This window comes from Lampropedia aestuarii (genome assembly GCF_004803635.1).
Classification (GTDB): domain Bacteria; phylum Pseudomonadota; class Gammaproteobacteria; order Burkholderiales; family Burkholderiaceae_C; genus Lampropedia; species Lampropedia aestuarii.
The window spans coordinates 1-21,332 of record NZ_SSWX01000031.1 but is presented as its reverse complement, the minus strand read 5'-3'; the positions used below and the strand labels follow the sequence as shown (position 1 = coordinate 21,332).

The 21,332-nt window shown below is 56.4% G+C and carries 16 protein-coding genes, 1 tRNA gene and 1 pseudogene; 12 read left to right on the top strand and 6 right to left on the bottom strand.

Features of this window, described 5'->3' with window-relative positions; all coding sequences use genetic code 11:
- Position 1 precedes the first annotated feature (1 nt).
- From E8K88_RS16645 to E8K88_RS16620, 6 genes are all read right to left on the bottom strand, one after another.
- A complete protein-coding gene (locus E8K88_RS16645; protein WP_136407805.1) occupies positions 2-829 on the bottom strand; it encodes an 8-oxoguanine DNA glycosylase in 828 nt (275 codons plus the stop codon).
- Positions 830-1,296: 467 nt separating this feature from the next.
- A complete protein-coding gene (locus tag E8K88_RS16640) occupies positions 1,297-2,049 on the bottom strand; it encodes a hypothetical protein (RefSeq protein ID WP_136407804.1) in 753 nt (250 codons plus the stop codon).
- The gene (locus tag E8K88_RS16635; RefSeq protein ID WP_136407803.1) at positions 2,033-3,520 is read right to left on the bottom strand and encodes a deoxyguanosinetriphosphate triphosphohydrolase family protein; all 1,488 of its coding nucleotides are present in this window, start codon (positions 3,518-3,520) and stop codon (positions 2,033-2,035) included. Before E8K88_RS16635 ends, E8K88_RS16640 begins: the two co-directional genes overlap by 17 nt.
- A gap of 309 nt (positions 3,521-3,829) precedes the next feature.
- Positions 3,830-4,648: an HNH endonuclease gene (locus E8K88_RS16630; RefSeq protein WP_136407802.1), complete on the bottom strand. Its 819-nt coding sequence runs from the start codon at positions 4,646-4,648 to the stop codon at positions 3,830-3,832.
- Positions 4,649-4,944: 296 nt separating this feature from the next.
- Positions 4,945-5,034, bottom strand: a tRNA-Ser gene (locus E8K88_RS16625).
- Between the two features lie 262 nt (positions 5,035-5,296).
- Complete coding sequence (locus E8K88_RS16620; RefSeq protein WP_136407801.1) at positions 5,297-6,172, bottom strand: methylglyoxal synthase; 876 nt, start codon at positions 6,170-6,172, stop codon at positions 5,297-5,299.
- A gap of 262 nt (positions 6,173-6,434) precedes the next feature.
- On the opposite strand from E8K88_RS16620, the gene E8K88_RS16615 reads away from it, so the two are divergent.
- The 12 genes and pseudogenes from E8K88_RS16615 to E8K88_RS16565 form a co-directional block, all read left to right on the top strand.
- Positions 6,435-7,718: a glycerate kinase type-2 family protein gene (locus tag E8K88_RS16615; protein ID WP_136407800.1), complete on the top strand. Its 1,284-nt coding sequence runs from the start codon at positions 6,435-6,437 to the stop codon at positions 7,716-7,718.
- 155 nt (positions 7,719-7,873) lie between these two features.
- Positions 7,874-9,307, top strand: a complete 1,434-nt coding sequence (gene pyk / locus E8K88_RS16610) for a pyruvate kinase (protein ID WP_136407799.1) — start codon at positions 7,874-7,876, stop codon at positions 9,305-9,307.
- 100 nt (positions 9,308-9,407) lie between these two features.
- Positions 9,408-10,226, top strand: coding sequence for a type I methionyl aminopeptidase (map, locus tag E8K88_RS16605; protein WP_136407798.1), 819 nt, complete (start codon positions 9,408-9,410; stop codon positions 10,224-10,226).
- Between the two features lie 108 nt (positions 10,227-10,334).
- On the top strand, positions 10,335-12,953 hold the full coding sequence (locus tag E8K88_RS16600; protein WP_136407797.1) for a [protein-PII] uridylyltransferase: 2,619 nt from the start codon (positions 10,335-10,337) through the stop codon (positions 12,951-12,953).
- A 454-nt stretch (positions 12,954-13,407) separates the two neighbouring features.
- Complete coding sequence (locus E8K88_RS16595; RefSeq protein ID WP_136407796.1) at positions 13,408-14,046, top strand: MBL fold metallo-hydrolase; 639 nt, start codon at positions 13,408-13,410, stop codon at positions 14,044-14,046.
- Between the two features lie 55 nt (positions 14,047-14,101).
- Positions 14,102-15,538 (top strand): AmpG family muropeptide MFS transporter, encoded by a 1,437-nt coding sequence (locus tag E8K88_RS16590; protein WP_136407795.1) that lies wholly within the window; start codon positions 14,102-14,104, stop codon positions 15,536-15,538.
- Positions 15,539-16,009: 471 nt separating this feature from the next.
- A complete protein-coding gene (locus tag E8K88_RS16585; protein ID WP_136407794.1) occupies positions 16,010-16,618 on the top strand; it encodes a TetR/AcrR family transcriptional regulator in 609 nt (202 codons plus the stop codon).
- 5 nt (positions 16,619-16,623) lie between these two features.
- Complete coding sequence (locus E8K88_RS16580) at positions 16,624-18,300, top strand: MFS transporter (protein WP_136407793.1); 1,677 nt, start codon at positions 16,624-16,626, stop codon at positions 18,298-18,300.
- A gap of 16 nt (positions 18,301-18,316) precedes the next feature.
- The gene (locus tag E8K88_RS16575; RefSeq protein ID WP_136407792.1) at positions 18,317-19,450 is read left to right on the top strand and encodes an HlyD family secretion protein; all 1,134 of its coding nucleotides are present in this window, start codon (positions 18,317-18,319) and stop codon (positions 19,448-19,450) included.
- 54 nt (positions 19,451-19,504) lie between these two features.
- Positions 19,505-20,929, top strand: a complete 1,425-nt coding sequence (locus tag E8K88_RS16570) for an efflux transporter outer membrane subunit (protein WP_136407791.1) — start codon at positions 19,505-19,507, stop codon at positions 20,927-20,929.
- Between the two features lie 121 nt (positions 20,930-21,050).
- The gene (locus E8K88_RS18090; protein ID WP_168797374.1) at positions 21,051-21,200 is read left to right on the top strand and encodes a hypothetical protein; all 150 of its coding nucleotides are present in this window, start codon (positions 21,051-21,053) and stop codon (positions 21,198-21,200) included.
- A pseudogene (locus tag E8K88_RS16565) lies at positions 21,185-21,332 on the top strand (IS3 family transposase); the annotation flags it as partial. The gene E8K88_RS18090 and the pseudogene E8K88_RS16565, both read left to right, overlap by 16 nt.

Here is a 21,332-nt window from a genome sequence, read left to right as displayed (position 1 = left end):
TTTAGATCAGAGTCAGTTGGTTTCGGTCTCGTACCTGTCTACGCACCTTGGTAGAGGAAATCGTTTTGGACTCTGCTGCCCTAGTCATTTCCCGTACGGCGAACGGAGAGTTGGCCATCTCATGCCATATAACAGCATCCAGTTCCGAAGGCTTTGTATCCATTCCAGCGCTGAACGCTAGGAATTGTTCTTCAAGCTTCAAGTAGTCACGCTCAACCTTCAGTGACCTATCAAAAAGACCGATTGCCTGGCCGAATCGAAGGATGTGAATGTCAAGAATAGCAACATCGTCTGCCCCCATCCAATTGCGTGCGATCCACGATGCCGTCTTCAACCCAACACCAGGAAGTGTGACGAGCCATTCTCGAAGCACTCGGCCAGTACAATTCACTGGAGCACCGTGGATTAACTCGAGCCCACCGGACAGGTACCTTGCCTTCTGCGCTGCAAATCGATAGCGCACCTGGCGACCAAAAACGTCCAGCGGACTCAAGAGCAGGTCAAAGATTCGTTGTTCGCTAGCATCAGCATTTAGCTCGAAGATGCCTTCGGATTTAAGCCGCTTGTAGGCAGCAATCCCAACATCGGCTGAGATTCCGTGTCCACCGAGCAGGCACGCCCCTAATTCTTCTGCCAAAGTTCGGCCAAGTTTGTAGTTTGGAGGGCCACCAGTTAGTCGGCGCTCAAAGATTTGGAACAGCCAGTAAGCGGGTGTAGGGAATGCGTCAATAGCGCCCCAACGAACGCCAGCAAGGATCTCTATGTTGGCAGGAGGAAGTTCGAGTTTAAACGTCCCGACTTTGGAGAAAACTGCAGCAGACTGGAGCATGGCGAAAACGAGAGCGAGGGGCTACATAAAGCGACGGTCGCGATTCCGCTAGCACGTCAACAAATCCGAGGTCGCTTCATGTAGCGGCGCTGGGCGAAAGTAATTCTACCTGCTTCGTTGATCTTGGCCTTAGCAGTAGTCTCTGCAGAGTGCTAATACTAATTTTTGAGAGGCGCCAGATTGTCTTTCGCCTGCTGTAAGTTTTTTATCTCTGCTCTTTCCAAAAGATCCTACTTCGACCAAAAGGAGACGTTCGAAAGACAAAAAATAAGAAGCCGCAGCATCTAAAGTTGCTAGCATTATGCATCGCTCTATGCGAGGGAAATAAAAGTAGCTAGTTTGGAGGTAACTTGACCAACCAATGCGATTCTAATTGCAATACTCTTTCATTCCCTGTTGCCAACTCTGCTACTAATTCGAGCAACGTAGAGTTTCGTAGCACACCTGTGGAGTCGAATACGTCCATTTTACCTTAGATGCAGTTCGAACTGCTGCCCCACGTGAGGGCGGGCACATGAGAGCAGCGCTGATCTTGCCTCACGAGCAGTACTCCACCGAGTCGAAACAGAGGATGAGTAAAGTTCGGCCTCTTTCGCTTGAATGAAATGTAATGCTGCTTCATCCAGGTGCTCACTGATGAAGCGCTGCAATGACGGACCGGCTTGCACTTCCCAAAGTACTAGCCTGCGAACAGCGCGAACCAGATTGCCCATTGGAGATGGGTTAGGAAGCAGATTGATATCCAACGTTCTCTTGCGGATAAGGTCCAAATAATTATCCGCGCAGATTACCCTCCGCCTACGAAGGTCATAGGCAATGGCATCCCAATCAAAAAATGTAGACACAACGATGTCTTCTAGCTCCCGCACAGGTACATGACGGCGCGCCCAAGTAGTCTCCAGCGCCCAGAAATCAATTTTCCAAGGCCCTTGCTTACAGCTAAACCCGCCGAAACGGTTAGAAGTCGCGCCCAAGTCGGCAGCAAGTGCCGCAACATGGTTGGCTGGCGCATCAATGACCAAGTCAAGATCAGAGTGAAAGCCCATGCGCCCTTCATGAGCAAAGTCACGTACGAGTCCCCCGATGACTGCTATCCGATCAAAGGCAGCGAAACTTTCATCAAGAACTTGGCGCAAGAAGATCATCTCACCAGTAGCGTTCGCCCAGAAATATCGGTCGAGCCGGCGTTTCAACGCAAAGTAGTTAGGGGCTACTGACATCGGGTATTGCCTGAATCTCTTTCCAAAGCCGCATCGCATAGGTGTCGGTCATACCGGAGATCATATCCGTCAGCAAGCGCAGTTCACGGTAACGGATCCCATTAGCTTCCGAGCATGACTCATTAGGTACACAGGCTTGGTAAACATAGTTTGGACTAATTAGCGAATAGATGTAGCTAGAACGCGCAGTTCGCTTTCTTGATTCAATATCATCCAGATCACTACGATCAGAAATAGCCGACCAGAAAGCGCTCATCAATCCGTCTAACGCGGCAGCACCAAGTGCCTCTGCCTTCAGAACTTGAGGATTCTTGAAAGCGTAGTTCTTTGCAATCGTTTTCAAAGCTTCGCATAGTTCAGAGCTATCCATTAAAGGCTTCTGATGGTTGAAGTCGAAAATAGGCCCTAAATTGCGAATGAATTGCTCGCTCGCGTGTGTAACGAGAGCTTCAATAAAGAATGCCCGCAGATACTGAATCTTAATATCGCGCTGCGCATCGGCACGAAAAGGCTTTTTCTCAACATCTTCGAATCGTAAGAGCAACCTGCTAACTGTCGAATCGTTTTCCAAGCTGCGTTGCAGAACAACGAGCACATCGTCAGGTGACATCACCTGCTTCTTTAATACATCGTCAACATCAAGCACCGAGTAAGCGATATCGTCACACGCTTCCATAATCCATGTCAATGGATGCCTCTGCCCCTCTTTAAGACCAGTTTTTTCGCGAACCCAGTTTACAACGTCCATCTCCGAGGAAAAATAGCCGCCCTTCTTACGAATCGGATTTTTCTTGTCGACATTGGCAAAGCTGTTTGGATACTTTAGTCCTGCGGCAAGTGTAGCGGCGGTTAAGTCCAGGCCAACCCTATCCACGTGCGTCTGCAACCGAGTCAAAAGACGAAGGGCCTGTGGGTTGCCGTCAAATCGTGTGAACTCCAGCCGAAGTTGTTCAGGCACCGCCTGTGATTGTTCCAGTTGCGTTCCTCCTTCATTAGTCTTGCTGAATATCCAGTTTTGACGATTTTCGAACCAGCGGCTGATAGCCGCTTCACCTTGATGGCCGAAGGGAGGATTTCCTAGGTCGTGACCTAACCCGGTTGCAAGCAGAATCGGCTGAATGACGTTAAGTAAGGCGTCATTGCCGATTCCACTGTGTTCAAATTCTTCAGGACTGTTTAAATAGACACGTACCCCGATGGACCGCGCAAGGTTAGCCACCTCGTGCGAATGCGTCAGGCGCGTACGTACGCTGTCGTTTTCGTCCATGGGCCACACTTGTGTCTTGTCCGCCAAGCGTCGAACAGGTGTAGAAAATAAGAGACGGTCGTAGTCGTGTTGAAACTTTGAGCGCTGATCACCCACGCTAGGGCTATCTGGCGTTTGTCCCTCATTTGAAGTAGGCTGTTCGGATCCAGGACGCGGACGACGTGCAGACGACCAGATACTTGGAAGAGAAGTGTTTTCGACCATAATTCATTCTAATCTGATTAAGTAAAAACCTTAGATCCTGACTTGGCTAAAGTTTGCGTGAGGATTCGACTGAAACAATCCTGCATATTCTCCAAGGATTTTGAGATCATCTATCCAGTACATCATCGGATGTGAGCTAGAACGTTCGGTGAAGGGTGAGGGCCCCGCTCTGTGATGACTGCGCCTAGCCGATTGTTGCTAAAAGCTAGTAGCTAATAACAACAATCGCCCCCAAGCAGACAATCAGCTCGCAAAATACATCCCTCTTCCTGCATGCTTTTCTGTCCAAGCATTAGCCATTAATCCTGCCTAGCTAGTTCGGGTAGCCGTTAGATGCGCAGCAAGAGCGGCGACGCTCCACATCGGCTTTGCTCGATGGATAATACTGTGACAGTTCGAGCACAGCACAGCAAGATCTTGAAGCGACGTAGTTTCGCTGCCATTTCGAATGCCGAGCGGCTTCGTATGGTGAATCTCGCAGAAACCATAGCCGACTTCACCATACGTCACAGCGAAGTCAAAGCTGCATGCCTCGCAGGTAAGTCGGCCAGTGGCTCGCAACACATAGGCCTTCTTTGCCTCGATAAGTGCAGCATTGCGTTCTCGTTCGAGGTGTTCCTCAAGAGTGATGTTACCTTCTTCTGCTTGAATTGATAGCCACACTTCTGCCTCTGGGGGCGCCTTCTCCGGCTCGGCGGAAGATGGTGCCAGTTCGATGACCGGAGGCGAGAAGTGGGCCTCTAGCTCGCTTGTCGCGGCTCCCCTGCGGGCATCGTACTCAAGTAGCACCTCGATCGGCACTTGCACGCGCGATATACCATCGGGACTTGAGCTGTCCTTCTTAACTACGAAACCAAAGGTCGCGTGGTCTTCCCAGATAACGGCGTAAAGCGGTTCGCCATGCACTTCATAGTCAATTCGAACTCTGTAGGCGAACAGCCCAGGCGCCCCATCATTTTGACCATATAGAGCGTTCTTTAACGAAGTATGACCGCGTACCTTCCGCCAAGGACTCTTTTGATGAACTGCGCGGTACGTGACTTTTATTGGCCGCCTCATTGCTGCTCCTTGAATGCACAAATGATAAATGAAACCCAAAGAATAGTAGAAGCAACGAAACTTCAGCATATTTGCTCACCGCCCATACTTTGGGACCTACAAAGTACTTCTGGCAGTCAAGCAAAATGCAATCTGCCCCGCACAAGTCAGCAGTCATTTCAAAAGCATTTGATTTGTATACCTTGCCGCATGCACAACCGACACAATGCCAATACGTGATTTCCAAGTACAAATAGCTATCAAAATCTATCTTTATCGTGCAGGCAAGCGCACTTTCAGCCATGGGTAAAACTGTGGGTAGAAAATAAAAAAGCCACCTAAAAGGTGGCTTTTCCCAGTAAAATCAATGATTTATCAATTTTTATTGGCGGAAGCGGTGAGATTCGAACTCACGGAAGGCGTAAACCTTCGACGGTTTTCAAGACCGTTGCATTCAACCACTCTGCCACGCTTCCTAAATGCGGTGCTGCCCAAAAGAAATCTCAAGGTGCAGATGGTGAAGGTCAGTATTCTAAGTGCAATTTATACAAAAAAAACCACTTTGACCAAGATTCTTGTATTTCTGCCACACCTCAGGGCCAGTTCATCATCTCGATGCAGCCGCGTTGAAGCCAAAAAGGATGCAATGCGCAGCCAAAACCGCAGTCGGGCTGCCTGCCCAGCGAGGATTTTGAACCAAGCAGTGCGCCTTGTGGGCTACAGCCCGAAGGGCAAGGCTTAACGCAGACTGGCGCGTTTGACTGCCGCATCACACCAGCGTTGGGCAACTTGAGGGGCAGTGGTACACACAGCCGTCGTCGTGGCCGTGGTCACTGCGCGCTCAAGCAATTGGATGTCTGCTTCGTGCTGCCGGGCCACGTGCGGGTCCTCGAAGAAGATCGCGCGCTGGCATTGGTTGTTCAACACCAACGCCGCGATTTGCGCATCTCCGCCCAATGGGCCGCTGTTAAAACGGTTGACCCACATGCGGTCTTTGGGCCAGCCTTTGCTCCAGGCCAGTTCATTGAGTTGTTGTCCCGTAGTGCCTGTGCCCACACGTTTGTCAAAACGCGACAGCAAGTCGAAATTGCGCGATACAAACTCCATCATCGTGGGTTTCATCGCGTCGTGGGCAATCAGCGCCAGGGTGTGCTGCTCCAGGTGGTGGAATGCATCAGCGCCTGGGTCTGGCGCGAATCCAGCGTGGATGCGTTCCATCTCAATCCAGTCACGGGCGCTGGCCACGGTGGATAAAAACGGTTTACCGTGGATCACGCATTGGCGTTTGAGCGCCAGCGCTTCGGGGAAGATGGACGAAGGATCGACCGGGTCCATTAAATACACGACGCCATCCAAAGTGCGCTCGGGCGTGCCCATGCCTACGACCTCGGCAACCAGTTGCATCAGCCCGCCTTGGCGGCCATAGGGGTAGCTGATCAGGCCTGGGTAGTCTTTAAGGCGCCCAGCGTCAAGCAGCGCATCGTAGGTACGACCCACGGTATGCAGTTGCAGTTGCAACTCTCGTATCCCCGCCTCGCAGTGCTGCATCCAGTTGAACAATGCGCCATCGTCGGTCTGGTGGTGCAAGCGGTTGGCGGCCAATCCTAGTCTCATGCAGGTCTTTCAGTAGCAAAACAATGGGAAGATGGCATGTTTCACAGCCAATGGTGCGATTGTGTATTGACAATCCATTACGATATCCCTAATTCCCCTTTGGCGAGATAAAAAGCATAATAATTCTCTAAATAGTGAATTAAACCTGCATTGTTTCCTCGCGCTGTACATTGAACGCTGAAGACCGCACCCATGCCACGACAGGAACTGCTGCAGGGTTTGCCCAAGCAACTCTTGGTGGCCTATTACAAAGATGACCAGCATGTCTGACGCTCTGAACTCCCAATCCACACGCAGCTTGCTGCGCGCCATGTTTGATGCGGCCATTGCGGCGGCGCAACCCGCCAAGCAAATCTCCGCCTACCTGCCTGCCGTCCCCAAAGGACGCACGATTGTGGTTGGCGCGGGCAAGGCGTCAGCCGCGATGGCGCAAGCGTTTGAGCAGGCCTGGCAAGGTCGCTCGCCGCTCGAAGGCCTGGTTGTAACCCGCTATGGCTATGAAGTGCCTTGCGAGCACATTGAGATTGTGCAGGCCTCACACCCGGTGCCGGACGCCGCTGGCGAGCAAGCTGCGCGCCGCATGCTGGAGCTGGTGCAAGGCTTGTCGGCCGATGATTTGGTCGTGTGCTTGATCTCAGGCGGTGGCTCTTCGCTGCTGGCCTTGCCACTCAACGGCTTGACGCTGGAGGACAAGCAACAACTGAGCCGCCAATTACTCAAAAGCGGCGCCAGCATCCAGGAGATGAACTGCGTGCGACGCCATCTCTCAGCGATCAAAGGCGGTCGTTTGGCACAAGCCTGCGCGCCCGCCAAGGTGCTGAATCTGGTCATTTCTGATGTGCCTGGCGATGCGCCGGCCGATATTGCGTCTGGTCCCACCGTCCCGGATGACACCGACTGCAACGACGCGCTGGCCATTTTGGAGCGTTACCGCATCGACGTACCAGCCCATGTGCGCGAAGTACTGAGCTCGGGGCGGGGTGAGAGTATTGCCAGCGACGACTCCAGGCTGCCCGAGATTGAAACCCATTTGATTGCCACGCCGCAGCAAGCCCTGGAGGCAGCTGCCCAGGTGGCTGAACAAGCGGGTTTGCCGGTTCACATTCTGGGCGATGCGATTGAAGGCGAAGCACGCGATGTCGCCAAAACCTTGGCCGGCATTGCGCTGCAGGTGCAGCGCCACAATCAACCGTTTAGCAAGCCCTGCGTATTGCTGTCAGGCGGCGAGACCACCGTGACCTTGCGCGGCGAAGGCCGGGGCGGGCGCAACGTCGAGTTTTTGCTGGCGCTGGCGATTGCCTTGCGCGCCAGCCCGCACATCCATGCACTTGCGGGCGATACCGATGGCGTCGATGGCGCAGAAGAAACTGCCGGAGCCATCATCACACCTGACACACTGGCACGCGCCGAAGCCAAGGGCCTGCTGGCCACCCAATCACTGGACAACAACGATGGCCACGGCTTTTTTGAATGCCTGGGCGACGCAGTGGTCACCGGCCCTACGCTGACCAATGTCAATGACTTCCGAGCCATTGTGATTGGCTAAGAACGTGTTTACGATCTAAGAGCCTTTGCTTTCAATACGCCATCTCATCTGCGCTGGGGTTTTGGCGGCACGACACAATGCCACTCCAGCACAGCATTTACACACCGCGGCCTTTGCCACAGCTGCAAACGGCCCCTAACCACACAGGCAGCCCCATGAACCGTCCCCCTCGCAACCAGTCCAAAATCATCGCCACGCTGGGCCCTGCCACCGATACCAAGGCAAGCATTCAGGCCTTGAGCCAATCGGGTGTCGATGTGTTTCGCCTGAACTTCAGCCACGGCACGCACGATGACCACCGCCGCCGCCTGGAATGGATTCGTGAGGTTGAAACAGAAGTTGGCTACCCCATTGGAGTGCTACTCGATCTGCAAGGCCCCAAACTGCGCGTTGGCACGTTTGAGGCGGGCTCCGTCACTTTGACTGAAGGCGCGCACTTCCATTTATATTTGGATGCCAGCACAGTCGGCAATACCCAGCAGGTCGCGCTGCCCCACCCAGAGATTTTTGCAGCTCTGCAATCAGGTGTGGATTTGCTGCTTGACGATGGCAAGCTGCGCCTGCGTGTGCTCGAATGCGAGGCAGGCCACATCCTGACCGAGGTGGTCGTGGGCGGTACGCTGTCCAACCGCAAAGGCGTCAATGTGCCCAACGCGATCTTGCCGATCTCGGCCTTGACCGCCAAAGACCGCGAAGACCTGGAGTTTGGTCTGCAACTGGGTGTGGACTGGGTCGCGCTGTCGTTTGTGCAACGCGCCGCCGATATTGAAGAGTTGCGCGGGCTGCTGCAAGGCCGTGCCGGCATTGTTGCCAAGCTGGAAAAACCTGCAGCGATTGATGCGCTGGATGCGATTGTTGACGCGACTGACGCGGTGATGGTCGCGCGTGGCGATTTGGGCGTGGAAATGCCAGCCGAGCAAGTGCCGTCGATTCAGCGCCAAATCGTGCGCGTCTGTCGCCAGCAGGGCAAGCCGGTGATTGTGGCCACGCAGATGCTCGAATCCATGGTCAACTCGCCCGTGCCTACACGCGCTGAAGCCTCTGATGTGGCAACGGCCATTTATGAAGGGGCGGACGCGGTGATGCTGTCGGCCGAATCGGCCTCGGGCAAATACCCGCTCGAAGCCGTGCGCATGATGCAACGCATCATCGCCAACAGCGAAGCCGACCCGAGCTGGCGCGACTCGATCGAGGCCAGCCAGTCGGCCTCGCAATCGACCGTGGCCGATGCGATTGGCTTGGCCATGCGCCATGCGATTGCCTTGCTGAAAGCCCCTGCTACCGTGGCGTTTACCAGCTCAGGCTATGCGGCGTTGCGCACTGCGCGTGAGCGGCCTGCAGCCCCCATCATTGGCCTGACACCGCGCATCACCACCGCCCGCCGCCTTGCACTGGTTTGGGGTGTGCACCCGATCATCACGCCCGAACTGGCCGTGGGCACGAGTGTTGAGCGGATGTCCGAGGTGGCCACCAGCATTGCGCATGACGCAGGCTTTGCCAAACCAGGCGACTACATCGTGATCTCGGCTGGCCTGCCATTTGCCACGCCAGGTACGACCAATTTGCTGCGCATTGCGCAAATTGAATAAAGTCAGGCCACACCGCCATCGCGCTGCATTCCGACTAGATGGGGCAGTTTTTGCATGTACGGCCACACAAAGCCAGCGGCAGTGTGATAATTGCGGGATTATGTCCATCACGATCAATACAGAAGCAGATTTCCCCGGCTTGCGCCAAGCCTGTCGCCTGGCCTCGGAAGTGCTTGACTACATCACGCCACACATCCAGCCAGGCGTTACGACGCTGGAAATCGACCGCTTGGCCGCAGAATGCATGGCCCAGCAGGGCACCCGTTCGGCTACGCTGAACTACCAGCCCTCAGCCGAATACCCGCCGTTTCCTGGTTCGATCTGCACCTCACTCAACCACGTGGTCTGCCACGGCATTCCGAACGACAAGCCTTTGAAAAAAGGCGACATTCTGAACGTCGACGTCACGGTCATCACCAAAGATGGCTGGTATGGCGACAATAGCCGCATGTTCGAGATCGGTGAGACATCGATTGCAGCCAAACGCCTGTGCCGCCTGACTTTTGAAGCGATGTGGCTGGGTATTTTGCAGGTCAAACCCGGCAACCGTTTGGGTGATGTGGGCTTTGCGATTCAAAAGTTTGCTGAAGCCAATGGCTTGTCGGTGGTGCGCGAGTTTTGTGGTCACGGCATTGGCAAGCGCTTCCATGAAGAGCCGCAAGTGCTGCATTACGGCCGCCCTGGCACGATGGAAGTGCTGGAGCCTGGAATGGTCTTCACGATTGAGCCCATGCTCAACCTGGGCCGACGCGAGATCAAGGAAAGTGGCAAGGATGGCTGGACCATCGTCACCAAGGACCGCAGCCTGACCGCACAGTGGGAGCACCAGATTCTGGTCACCCCCACTGGCTACGAAGTGCTGACCTTGTCAGCGGGCTCGCCCAAACTGCCTGAGTTTGTGAAGGCTACAACCACTTAAGCATCGCTTTTCATTGGCTCTGGCCGCAAGGCCCGGGCCTTTTCCTTGTGAGATAGCGCGCCACTGCAACACCGGCTGCAGGACGCCAGAATGAGAGGCCATCGAGCCATGCCCGTGCTTCGCCCTGCCCCATCGACCTTGCCTGAGTTGCGCGACCATTACCAGCAGCAAAAGCAATCCATTGTGACCAGCTTACTCAAGCCGGGGCAACAAGGCAGGCGCATCCACACACAACTGCGGCTGCAAGCCGAATACGCTGACAAAGTATTGCGCCAGCTCTGGCGCAGAGCCGAGCTGCCCGGCGAGTTCGCCTTGGTCGCTGTTGGAGGCTTTGGCCGCAAGGCCTTGTTCCCTGCTTCTGATGTCGATGTACTGCTGTTGATACCGAATAGTCGCAGCATTGGCGACAACGACCCGCTCAAACAAAAAATTGAGCAGTTTGTCAGCAGTTGCTGGGATGTGGGCCTGGAGATTGGCTTCAGCCTACGCACGATTGACGAGTCGCTGCAGGACGCGGCGGCAGACATCACCGTGCAAACGGCCATGCTGGAGTCGCGCTGGATTGTTGGCAGCCGCAAGCTGTTCACGCAGTTCCAGGACCGCTTTCTCAAACACCTGGACCCGCTGGTATTTTTGCGCGCCAAAATGCTGGAGATGCGCCAGCGTTATGCAAAGTTTGACAATACCCCTTACGCACTGGAGCCCAACTGCAAAGAATCACCAGGCGGCTTGCGCGACTTGCATCTGATCATCTGGGCTGCACGAGCTGCAGGTTTGGGCAGCACATGGGATGCGCTGGTGTCCAACGGCTTGGCCACCGAGCTGGAAGCGCATGAGCTGGCCGCTTGTGAGGCTGAGCTCAGTTGGATTCGGGCGCGCTTGCATGCGGTCTCCAAACGCAATGAAAACCGCCTGATTTTTGACCTGCAGCACACTGTGGCCGAATTGTTTGGCTACCGCTCAGAAACCAAGCAGGGCTCGCGCCTGCCGATGCGTGCCAGCGAGCAGCTCATGCGCCAGTATTACTGGTGTGCCAAAGGCGTGACCCAGCTCAACCAGATTTTGCTGCTCAATATTGAAGAGCGCCTCAATCCCAGCGTGCACCTGCTGCGCCCAATCAATGAGCGCTTCTTTGACAAGGGCGGCATGATCGAGGTGGCCAGCGATGATTTATACGTCAAAGAGCCGCACGCGATTTTGGAGACCTTTTTGCTCTACCAAACGCAAATCGGCCTCAAGGACTTGTCGGCGCGCACCTTGCGTGCGCTCTACAACTCGCGCCATGTGATGAATGCAGCGTTTCGCAAAGACCCGGTCAACCGCGCGCTGTTCATGCAAATCATCCAGCAACCAGCGGGCATCACGCATGCGCTGCGTTTGATGAACCGCACCTCGGTGCTGGGGCGCTACCTGTGGGCGTTTAGGCGCATTGTTGGGCAAATGCAGCATGACCTGTTCCATGTCTACACGGTCGATCAGCACATTTTGATGGTGGTGCGCAATATGCGCCGCTTTTTCCTGGCTGAGCATGCCCACGAATACCCGTACTGCTCCAGTCTGGCCGCAGGCTGGGACAAGCCCTGGATCTTGTACCTGGCAGCCTTGTTCCACGACATTGGCAAAGGCCGCGGCGGCGACCACTCCGACATTGGCGCGCGCATTGTGCGCAAGTTCTGCCGCCTGCACGGCATTGCCAAGGCCGACACCGACTTGATCGTGTTCTTGGTGCAAGAGCACTTGATCATGAGCCATGTAGCGCAAAAGCAGGACTTGAGCGACCCCGATGTGATTGCCGCCTTTGCGCAGCGCGTGGGCAACGAGCGGTATCTCACAGCTTTGTACCTGCTCACTGTGGCCGATATTCGCGGCACCAGCCCCAAGGTCTGGAATGCCTGGAAAGGCAAGCTGCTGGAAGACTTGTACCGCGCGACCGCACGCCTGCTGGGTGGCAGCAAGCCCGACCCATTGGCCGAGACAGAGATGCACAAGGGCGAAGCACGCGTGCTGCTGGCACTCGATCCGATCACCCTCGAGCAGCTCAACGCCTTCTGGAATCGCTTGGATTTTGGCTACTTCATGCGCCACACAGCCGACGAGCTGGCCTGGCATGCCAGGCACTTCGCCACACTGCCAGAGCAGCAGCAAACCAGCCCGGTGGTACTGGCGCGTAAATCGGTCATTGGCGAGGGCCTGCAAATTGCCATTTACGCGCCCGATCGCAAAGACCTGTTTGCCCGCATCTCCAGCTATTTTGACCAGGCCGACTATGAAATTCTGGATGCGCGCATCCACACCACACACGACGACTTCGCGCTCGACACCTTCCAAATCGCGCTGGAGTTTGAGAGCACCTCGCTAGAAGGCACGGCCCGCTTCATAGAGAAAAGCCTCGCCCAACACCTGCAAAGCAGCGCGCCACTGCCAGAACCCCGCACTCGCCGGGTGTCCAGGCGCGTGCGGCACTTTCCGGTCAACACCCGCGTGCGTTTGGAGCCTGACGACAAAGCCGAGCACTGGCTGCTGACGGTTTCGGCCTCTGACCAGCCTGGCTTGCTGTACTCGATTGCCTGGACATTGGCGAAATTCCAGCTCGATATCCATTTGGCCAAAATCACCACACTGGGCGAGCGTGCTGAAGACAGCTTTTTGTTGCAGGGCAAGTCCAGTCTGAGCAATGCGCAGCAACAAGCGCTGGAGCAGGCCTTGATTGAGCAAATGCAGCTGTAAACGCAGTTGTAAACGTCTGCCCACCCTCCCTGCGCAGTCGCGCAAGGGCTACAAGGACGCACTGCTTTGTTAAAAATCTTCGCCCAGCGCCAGCACGACTGCAGTTTTGGCCGCGCATCGCATCCTTGCGGGCTGTAGCGCAGCTGCGGGAAGATGGGGGAAGGTGGTGGACGGGCGTCAAGAAAGCTGCACGCCCATACAGAGCTTGCAGCTTATTACACCCAAACGGCCAAGACACTGGAATCTACTCACCAAGGTCCCATCCAACCGGCAACCAGCACAGTGCGTCATTACAATGCCTCAGAGCGCGTTCAAAGCACCCGCCTAGCCACTGCTTAAAGGCAGGTGCCAGGCACGCTGCACATACAAGCCTTGCACGGAAGGGCATTGAGCCCGTACCAGGCGCTGCAAGCGCTTTACTAGATTCCTACAACCAGCCAACACGAGACCACCCATGCTTGAATACACGACCATCCCAGTCACCGCCTTCCAGCAAAACTGCTCCATTGTGTGGTGCGATGCCACCAAAGAAGCGGCGGTGATTGACCCCGGTGGCGACCTGCCACGGGTGCTGGCCGCTGTCAAAGAATTGGGGCTGACACTCAAAGCCATTTGGCTCACCCATGCCCACATCGACCACGCCGGCGCTGCCGGTGAATTGGCCCAGGCACTCGACTTACCCATTATTGGCCCGCACCCCGAAGACCAGTTCCTGATTGACGGCCTGCCAGAACAAAGCCGCGCCTATGGTTTTCCACCTGCTTTGTCCTTCACGCCAACCCGCTGGCTGGATGAGGGAGACACCGTACAAATCGGCCAGGAAACCCTGCACGTGCGCCACACCCCAGGCCACACGCCGGGCCATGTCATCTTCCATGCGCCCAAGCACAACCTGGCTTTTGTCGGCGATGTCTTGTTTGCTGGCAGCATTGGCCGCACCGACTTTCCGCGCGGCGATCACCAGCAATTGATCGACAGCATCATTCAAAAACTCTGGCCGCTGGGCCCAGAGACCGAGTTTGTGCCTGGCCACGGCCCCAACAGCACCTTTGCCCGCGAGCGCGCCAGCAATCCGTTTGTCGGCGGTACCTGATGCATGGATTTAACCCAATGACCCTGTGGAGCCTGTCTCACAGGGTGGCCACGCTATGAGCACCACCAACACCGCCGCGCCTGCGGCTATCGAAGTCACACTCAGCCGCAGCGCAGCCTTGCGTGTTTATTTGGAGCCGCGCTGCCTGCGCATGCTGTTCCTGGGCTTCTCCGCCGGTCTGCCACTCATGCTGGTGCTGGGCACCCTGAGTTTCAGGCTGCGCGAAGCCGGCATTGAGCGCAGCACGATTGGCTTTTTGTCTTGGGTCGCCCTGGCCTACGGCGTCAAATTCCTTTGGGCACCACTGGTGGACCAGTTGCGCATACCGCTGCTCACGCGCTGGCTGGGTCGGCGCCGCAGTTGGTTGTTGCTGGCACAAACCACCATCGTCATTGGCCTGGTGGGCATGGCCTGGACCGACCCACGCAGCCATCTAACAGCCATGGTGGTCTTTGCCTTGATGGCCGCGTTTGGCTCGGCCACGCAAGACATTGCCTTGGATGCCTACCGCATTGAGACCGGTGACACCAACCGCCAGGCAGCCATGGCTGCGATGTACCAAAGCGGCTACCGCATCGCAATGATTTGGGCCGGTGCAGGCGCGCTGTGGCTGGCCGCACGGGGCGAAATCGCCGGCATCGAGGGCTACCAGCAAGTTGCCTGGTCATTTTCCTACCTGATCATGGCCCTGACTATGGGGGTGGGCATACTCACGGTACTGGTCTCGCCCGAGCCACCGCGCCCATACAGCCCGCCCATGCCAAGCATTGGCAAATGGCTGGAAACCGCAGTGATTGCACCATTCGCTGACTTCTTCCGGCGCTACCGCTACCAAGCGGTAATGATTCTGGCACTGATAGCGGTCTACCGCATCAGCGACATCGTCATGGGTGTGATGGCCAACCCGTTTTATGTCGACATGAACTACACCAAGGACCAAATCGCCCTGGTGACCAAAGTGTATGGCGTGGTGATGACCTTGCTGGGCGCTTTCATTGGCGGCTGGGTGGCGATGCGCGTGGGCGTGATGCGCATTTTGATGCTGGGTGCAGTCTTGTCAGCGGCCACCAATTTGCTGTTTGCCTGGCTCTCCACCCTGCCACCAGAGATGGCCTGCTCGCGTGAACTGGCAGAGCATTCCGCCTGGTTATCGCTGCTAGGCAAAAACTTCATTGGCTTGGTCGCTGTCGTCTCGGCCGACAATTTGGCTGGTGGGCTGGCGTCCTCTGCCTTCATCGCTTACCTGTCCAGCCTGACCAATATCCAGTACTCAGCGACCCAGTACGCGCTGTTCAGCTCCATGATGATGCTGTTGCCCAAATGGATTGGCGGCTTCTCTGGCTTGGCAGTGGACGCGATCGGTTATACGCAATTCTTTATTGCGACTGCTTGCTTGGGTTTGCCGGTGCTGGTGTTGATTGCTTGTGTGGCGAGATGGCAAAGCCCAGCTTCTGCCTCAAACAGTCCGCCAAACAATATTGCCACTGAATAAAACCATTCAGCGCCAACCATGCAGCCGTCTTGCACGCGGCTGCATGGCAAAACCGGCTTGAAGCGAACTTGCCAAAGCGCCAAAGGTGCCGCCTGCAAGCAAGATCACCCAGCATGAGCTGCAACAAGCGCCTCGCACCGCCTCTTTTTTATGCCTTGCGCGACTGCAAAAAGAGCGCAAACACGTTCTTAGGTACGCATCCAAGGCGGCGCGGCGTACACCTGCTGGCGAGCGAGCAAGGCCCGTCACACTGACGCGCAGTTGTGTCGTCCAGCACACACGTTGCTTGCCCAGCACAGCATAGACACTCCTGTTGCTTGCCCCCATAAAGCACCAAGCACGCAGCATCCATCGGCGCGCGTCTCATCCCAGGACAGGGCCACTAGCAATGGTTGTGCCCATGCAAAAAAATTGGCAAAGTGATACCATTTAGTTTCGAAACTACGCAGTATCGAAACCAAGCAGTATCACATGTCCCAATCCCCCCCAAAACCAAGCACCACCATCGGACGCACCCGCGACGCCAGTCTCGACGGCGCGATTCGGCAAGCGGTGATTGAAATTTTTGCGCAATCCGGTGCCGCAGGCGTGACCATGGATGCGGTCGCCCAGCGCGTGGGTGCAGGCAAAGCCTCGCTGTACCGCCGCTGGAATTCCAAAGAGGAATTGCTGGTTGACGCGCTGACTGCCGCCAACGATGCGCGCAACCATGCAGAAGTCGATACCGGCAGCTTGCGCGGCGACCTGGTGCAATTGTTCTCGCAGCTCTACAGCGTCGATGACCCAGTGCTGCAGGCTGTACACCAGGAAATCATGCGCGATTTGCGTGGCACGGTCTCCTATATGGAAAAAGTGGCGCCTGAGCGTTTGCTCAAACGTCGCCAACGGATTCAGGCGGTATTTGTGCGCGCCATGGAGCGCGGCGAAATCGCTGCCGACCTGGAGTTGGGGCTGCTGCAAGATGTGCTCTCGGCAATGATCTTGTACGGCTACATCACCAAAGGGCAGATGGTCACCAAGGCTTTGATTACCAAATATGTCGATGGACTCATCATGCCCATCGTACGCAAAGGTGAGTGACTGCGATGCGAGACAACGCCGCCACTGCCAGCACCAACGCCACAACTGCTGCAGCCACAAAAGCAGCCCCGGGCGTTGCAGCGGCTCCCACTGCACCTGCTGCCCCAGCAGAAAACACCGGGATTGCCTGGCCTTATGTACTGACCTCGATATTGCTGGGCCTGACACAAGGCCTGGGCATGAACCTGGTCAATAGCAATTTGCCGGGCATTCAAGGCTCGCTTGGGGCTACGTCGGCCGAAGCCAGTTGGTTGGTGGCGGCATACTTTGCTACCAATATTCCTGCAACTTTGCTGCTGGCCAAAATCCGTTACCAGTTTGGCCTGCGTTGGTTTGCCGATGTGACGATTGGCATGTACTTCATTTTGGGCCTGACCCATTTGCTGACCAACCACTTGGGTTCTGCGATTGCGATTCGGGCGGCGCTGGGCTTGGCTTCGGCACCGATCAGCAGCTTAACGATGCTGTTCATGCTGCAGGCACTGCCACAGGCCAAGGCCTTGTTTGCAGCGATTGTGGCGTTTGGCATTTTGCAAATGGGCTCGCCACTCTCGCGCATCATTTCTGAGGACTTGCTGATCAACGACCAATGGCAGGGCCTGACCTATTTGACCATTGCCTTGGCCCTGCTGAGTTTGGCCGCGATCAATATCGTCCGGCTGCGCCCTATGCCAACGATGCAGGCTTTCACTCGCGGTGATGGCATGGGCTTTGGCTTGTATGCGATTGGCATGGCCTTGCTGATCATTGTGCTGGCCCAGGCCAGCTCGCACTGGTGGACCGCCACGCCTTGGATTGGCGTGTGTTTGGCCACCGCCTTCGTGTGTTTTGGGCTGTATGTCTACCACGAGTGGAACCGCCCTTACCCGCTGATCGATTTGCATTGGCTCACCAGCCCGTTCATGCTGCGCTTTATCGGTGCGATGTTTCTGTTTCGCACACTGCAAGCGCAGCAAACCGTGGGCGCGGTCAGCTTCATGAATTCACTGGGCTTTTACAACGACCAGATGCACGGCCTATTCATGGTGATCGGCGCCGGCACAGTCTTTGGCTTTTTACTGGCATTGGCAGCCATTCCCAGCAAGCGCTACAGCTTTTTTGGTGAAATTGCCTTGGTGGTGGTGTTCATTGTCGCGCTGATGGACGGCCATGCGACGGTGCTGACTCGGCCCGATGATTTGTATGTGTCGCAGTTCTTACTAGCCATGGCTGGCTCGATGTTCATGGCGATGGCACTGCTACAGGGTTTTATGCACGTGGTTGCGGGCGGCATGAAGCATTTGATCAGCTTCATCGCAGTGCTGACCGGTGGCACATCGTTGGCGAGCCTGTTTGGCCAATCAATGCTCAGCACCTATGTGCAAGACCGCACCCGTGTGCATTACGCGCATTTGGCCGATGGCTTGTCGCTGTCAGACCCGCTGGTGATGCAGCGCCTCAAACAATTGCAGGCCACGCCCTCAATGCTCTCGCCCGACCATGCGACGGCCTCACAACAGGCTGCGGCCAGCCTGACCCAGCAGGTGACACAACAATCGGTGGTGATGGCCTACAACGATTTATCGCATGCGATGGCCGTCCTGGCTGCGATTGGTTTCTTTCTCTTTTTGGCGGTGAAATGGTATGGCTGGCATCGCAGCGCAGTCTCTACCAGTCCCGCAACCAGCCCGCGTGCTGTTTGACCTCAGAGTGTGATCTATGTCTCAAGTCGTTCGCTTTATTCGATTACGTGGCCATTGGCTGTTTTTATTGGCGGCACTGGTCAGCGCTGCCTTGGTGCTCTATGCATGGCGCCTGCCGCCTTTCCATACCGGCATTGAAACCACCGAGAACGCCTATGTGCGCGGTGCGGTGACAGTCGTTGCGCCCAAGGTCGATGGCTATATCGCCGAGGTGTTGGTGCAAGACTACGACGCAGTGCAAGCTGGCCAGGTTCTGGTGCGCCTGGACAGCCGCAACTACCAGCAAAAACTCGATGCAGCCAAAGGCCAGTTGGCGGTGCAAGAGGCCAACTTGGCCAACTCAGCCCAAACACAGCGCTCGCGCCAGGCCAGCACTGGCAGTGCCAAAGCACAGATTGCCGCAGCCGATGCGGAACTGGCCAATGCCAAAGCCCAGTTAACCCGCGCCCAGGCCGATATGCGTCGAGCCGAGCCACTGGCAGCCGATGGCTCGCTGTCCCAGCGTGAGCGCGACCAGACCGAAGCGGCACTCAAACAAGCCGAAGCCGCTCTCAAACGTGCCCAGGCCGCACGCGAACAAGCGCTGGCAGGCCAAGTGGTTGCCAACGAAGACCTGCGAGCGGCTGGCGTGAATCAAGAGGCTTTGGAGGCTGCCGTGCAATCGGCCAAAGCAGCTGTGGCCCTGGCACAAATCGATCTGGACAACACCGAAATCCGCGCGCCGCAGGCGGGCCATGTCGGCGAGGTCGGTGCGAAACTGGGCCAATACGTGGCCCCAGGCACACAGCTGCTGGCCGTCGTGCCCAGCCAGGTATGGGTGATTGCCAATTTCAAAGAAACCCAAACCAGCCACATGGAGCCAGGCCAGTCAGCGCGCTTTCATGTCGATGCGCTGGATGGCGTTGAGTTGGCCGGCCATGTAGAGCGTATCTCTCCTGCTACGGGATCGGAGTTCAGCGTCATCAAGCCGGACAACGCAACGGGCAACTTTGTCAAAATCCCACAGCGTTTGTCGGTGCGCATTGCAGTTGATCCAGACCAGGCCGCCGCAGAGCGCATGCGCCCAGGCATGTCAGTGGTGGTCAGCGTGGACACCAACACCCATGCGCCAGCAACTACCACCTCCGCAGCGATTGCGCCCAAGGTATAAGAGCCTGTTCATGATCTGCGCGCAGATTATGAACAGGCTCTAAGGAGATTTGATATGACACGCCCTTTGTCGCTCCCCACTGCGCTGGCTACGCTGGCCAGTGCCTTATTACTGCAGGCTTGCGGCACACTGGAATCGAGCCCATCACAAACCACGCTAACCATGCCAGCACAATGGACGGCTGCTGCCAGTGCCACACCAAGCCCACCAACGATTCACAGCAGTTGGTGGTCTGAACTCAATGACCCGGTGTTGAACTCACTGGTTGAACAGGTACTGGCCAGCAACCTGGACTTGCAAGTGGCCGCAGCCCGCGTGAAAGAAGCACGCGCAATGGCCCATGTGCAAGAGGCAGCGCAACTGCCCAGCCTGGACTTCTCGATGGGTGGGCAACGCAGCCGCAGCATCAGCGCCGCGCTGGGCCAACCAGTAGTTGGCCAAAGTACCCAGCCACAATTGCTGGCCTCGTATGAGGTCGATGTCTGGGGCCGCATTGCCAACCAGCGCGCCGCGGCCAACGCCCAATGGCTGGCCAGTGCCGCAGCGCAAGACAGCGCCAAACTCAGCATGGCCGCGACCACGGTCGCGAACTATCTGGAGTTGCGCGGCTTAGATGCTCAGCTGTCATTGGCCGAGCGCACACTGGGCGTGCGCGAGCAAGCCCTGAAGCTGGCGCGTTCGCGCGAGCAGGCTGGCTATAGCTCGGCCTTGGATACGCAGCAAAGCGAAGCCGAGTACTACGCGACTGCCCAGGCCATTCCGCAAATTCAGCAAGCGATTGTGCGCCATGAGCATGCGCTCAATCTCCTGGCAGGTCAGGCCCCTCACCCGATTGCACGTGGCAAAGATTTGGCTGAGCTGCAGTTGCCCAGTATCCCAGAGGTGGGCGTGCCTTCGCAACTGCTGCAGCGCCGTCCAGATTTGGCCGCCGCACAGGAGCAGTTGATTGCCAGCGATGCCAGCCTGGCCGTGGCCAAGGCACGTTTGCTGCCTTCCGTGCAACTCAGCGCCAGCTTGGGCGGCATCAGCTCCAGCTTGCTGCATGGTGACCCATTCACTTTATGGAGTTTGGGTGGCAGTATTTTGGCTCCGCTGTTTGACGGCAATCGCCTGCAATCGATGGTCACTGCCGCCGATGCCCAGCGCGAGCAGGCTTTGGCCAGTTACCAGAAAGCGGTGCTGACCGCCTTTGCTGAAGTGGAGGACCAGCTCAGCGCAATTACGCGACTGGACCAGCAATTGCAACAAGCCCAGGCGCAGCAAGGCGCACTGGAAAAAGCCGTGCGCCTGGCCAATAACCGCTACCGCGAAGGGTATGTGTCCTACCTGGATGCGCTTGATGCGCAGCGCAATCTGTTCAGCGCCGAGCAAAGCGTACTGCAGCTGCAAACCGACCGTTTGATTGCTGCGACCAATCTCTACCGCGCGCTGGGCGGCGGCTGGGACTCGGCCAATCTGCACCATTTGACTGGCGAATAAGAGCGGCTAACACAACNCGGGTAGTACGACAAGGTTTTGCAACGACGTATCAAGGGTTGTGTTAGCCGCTCTAAACAGCCAGGTCGGCCAGAGAATTAGTAGGCCGAACTTGGAGAGATCTATGACTACCAAATCACGACGCAAACACAGCGCAGTTTTTAAAGCCAAAGAGGCCTTAGAGGCGGTGCGCGGCGAGCGCACCGTAGCTGAATTGGCTCAGCAATATGAGATTCATCCCAGCCAGATTGCTAGAGGATCTCTGACTGGTTGATCCGGTTGACGACGATCCAGCGCAATTGGGGCTTTGGACTGTGTTTCTTGTACTTGCGCAACATAAAGGGCTTCAAATGGAACCACAAGCGGGTGTACCGGATTTACAGGGAGTTGGAGCTCAATTTACGCA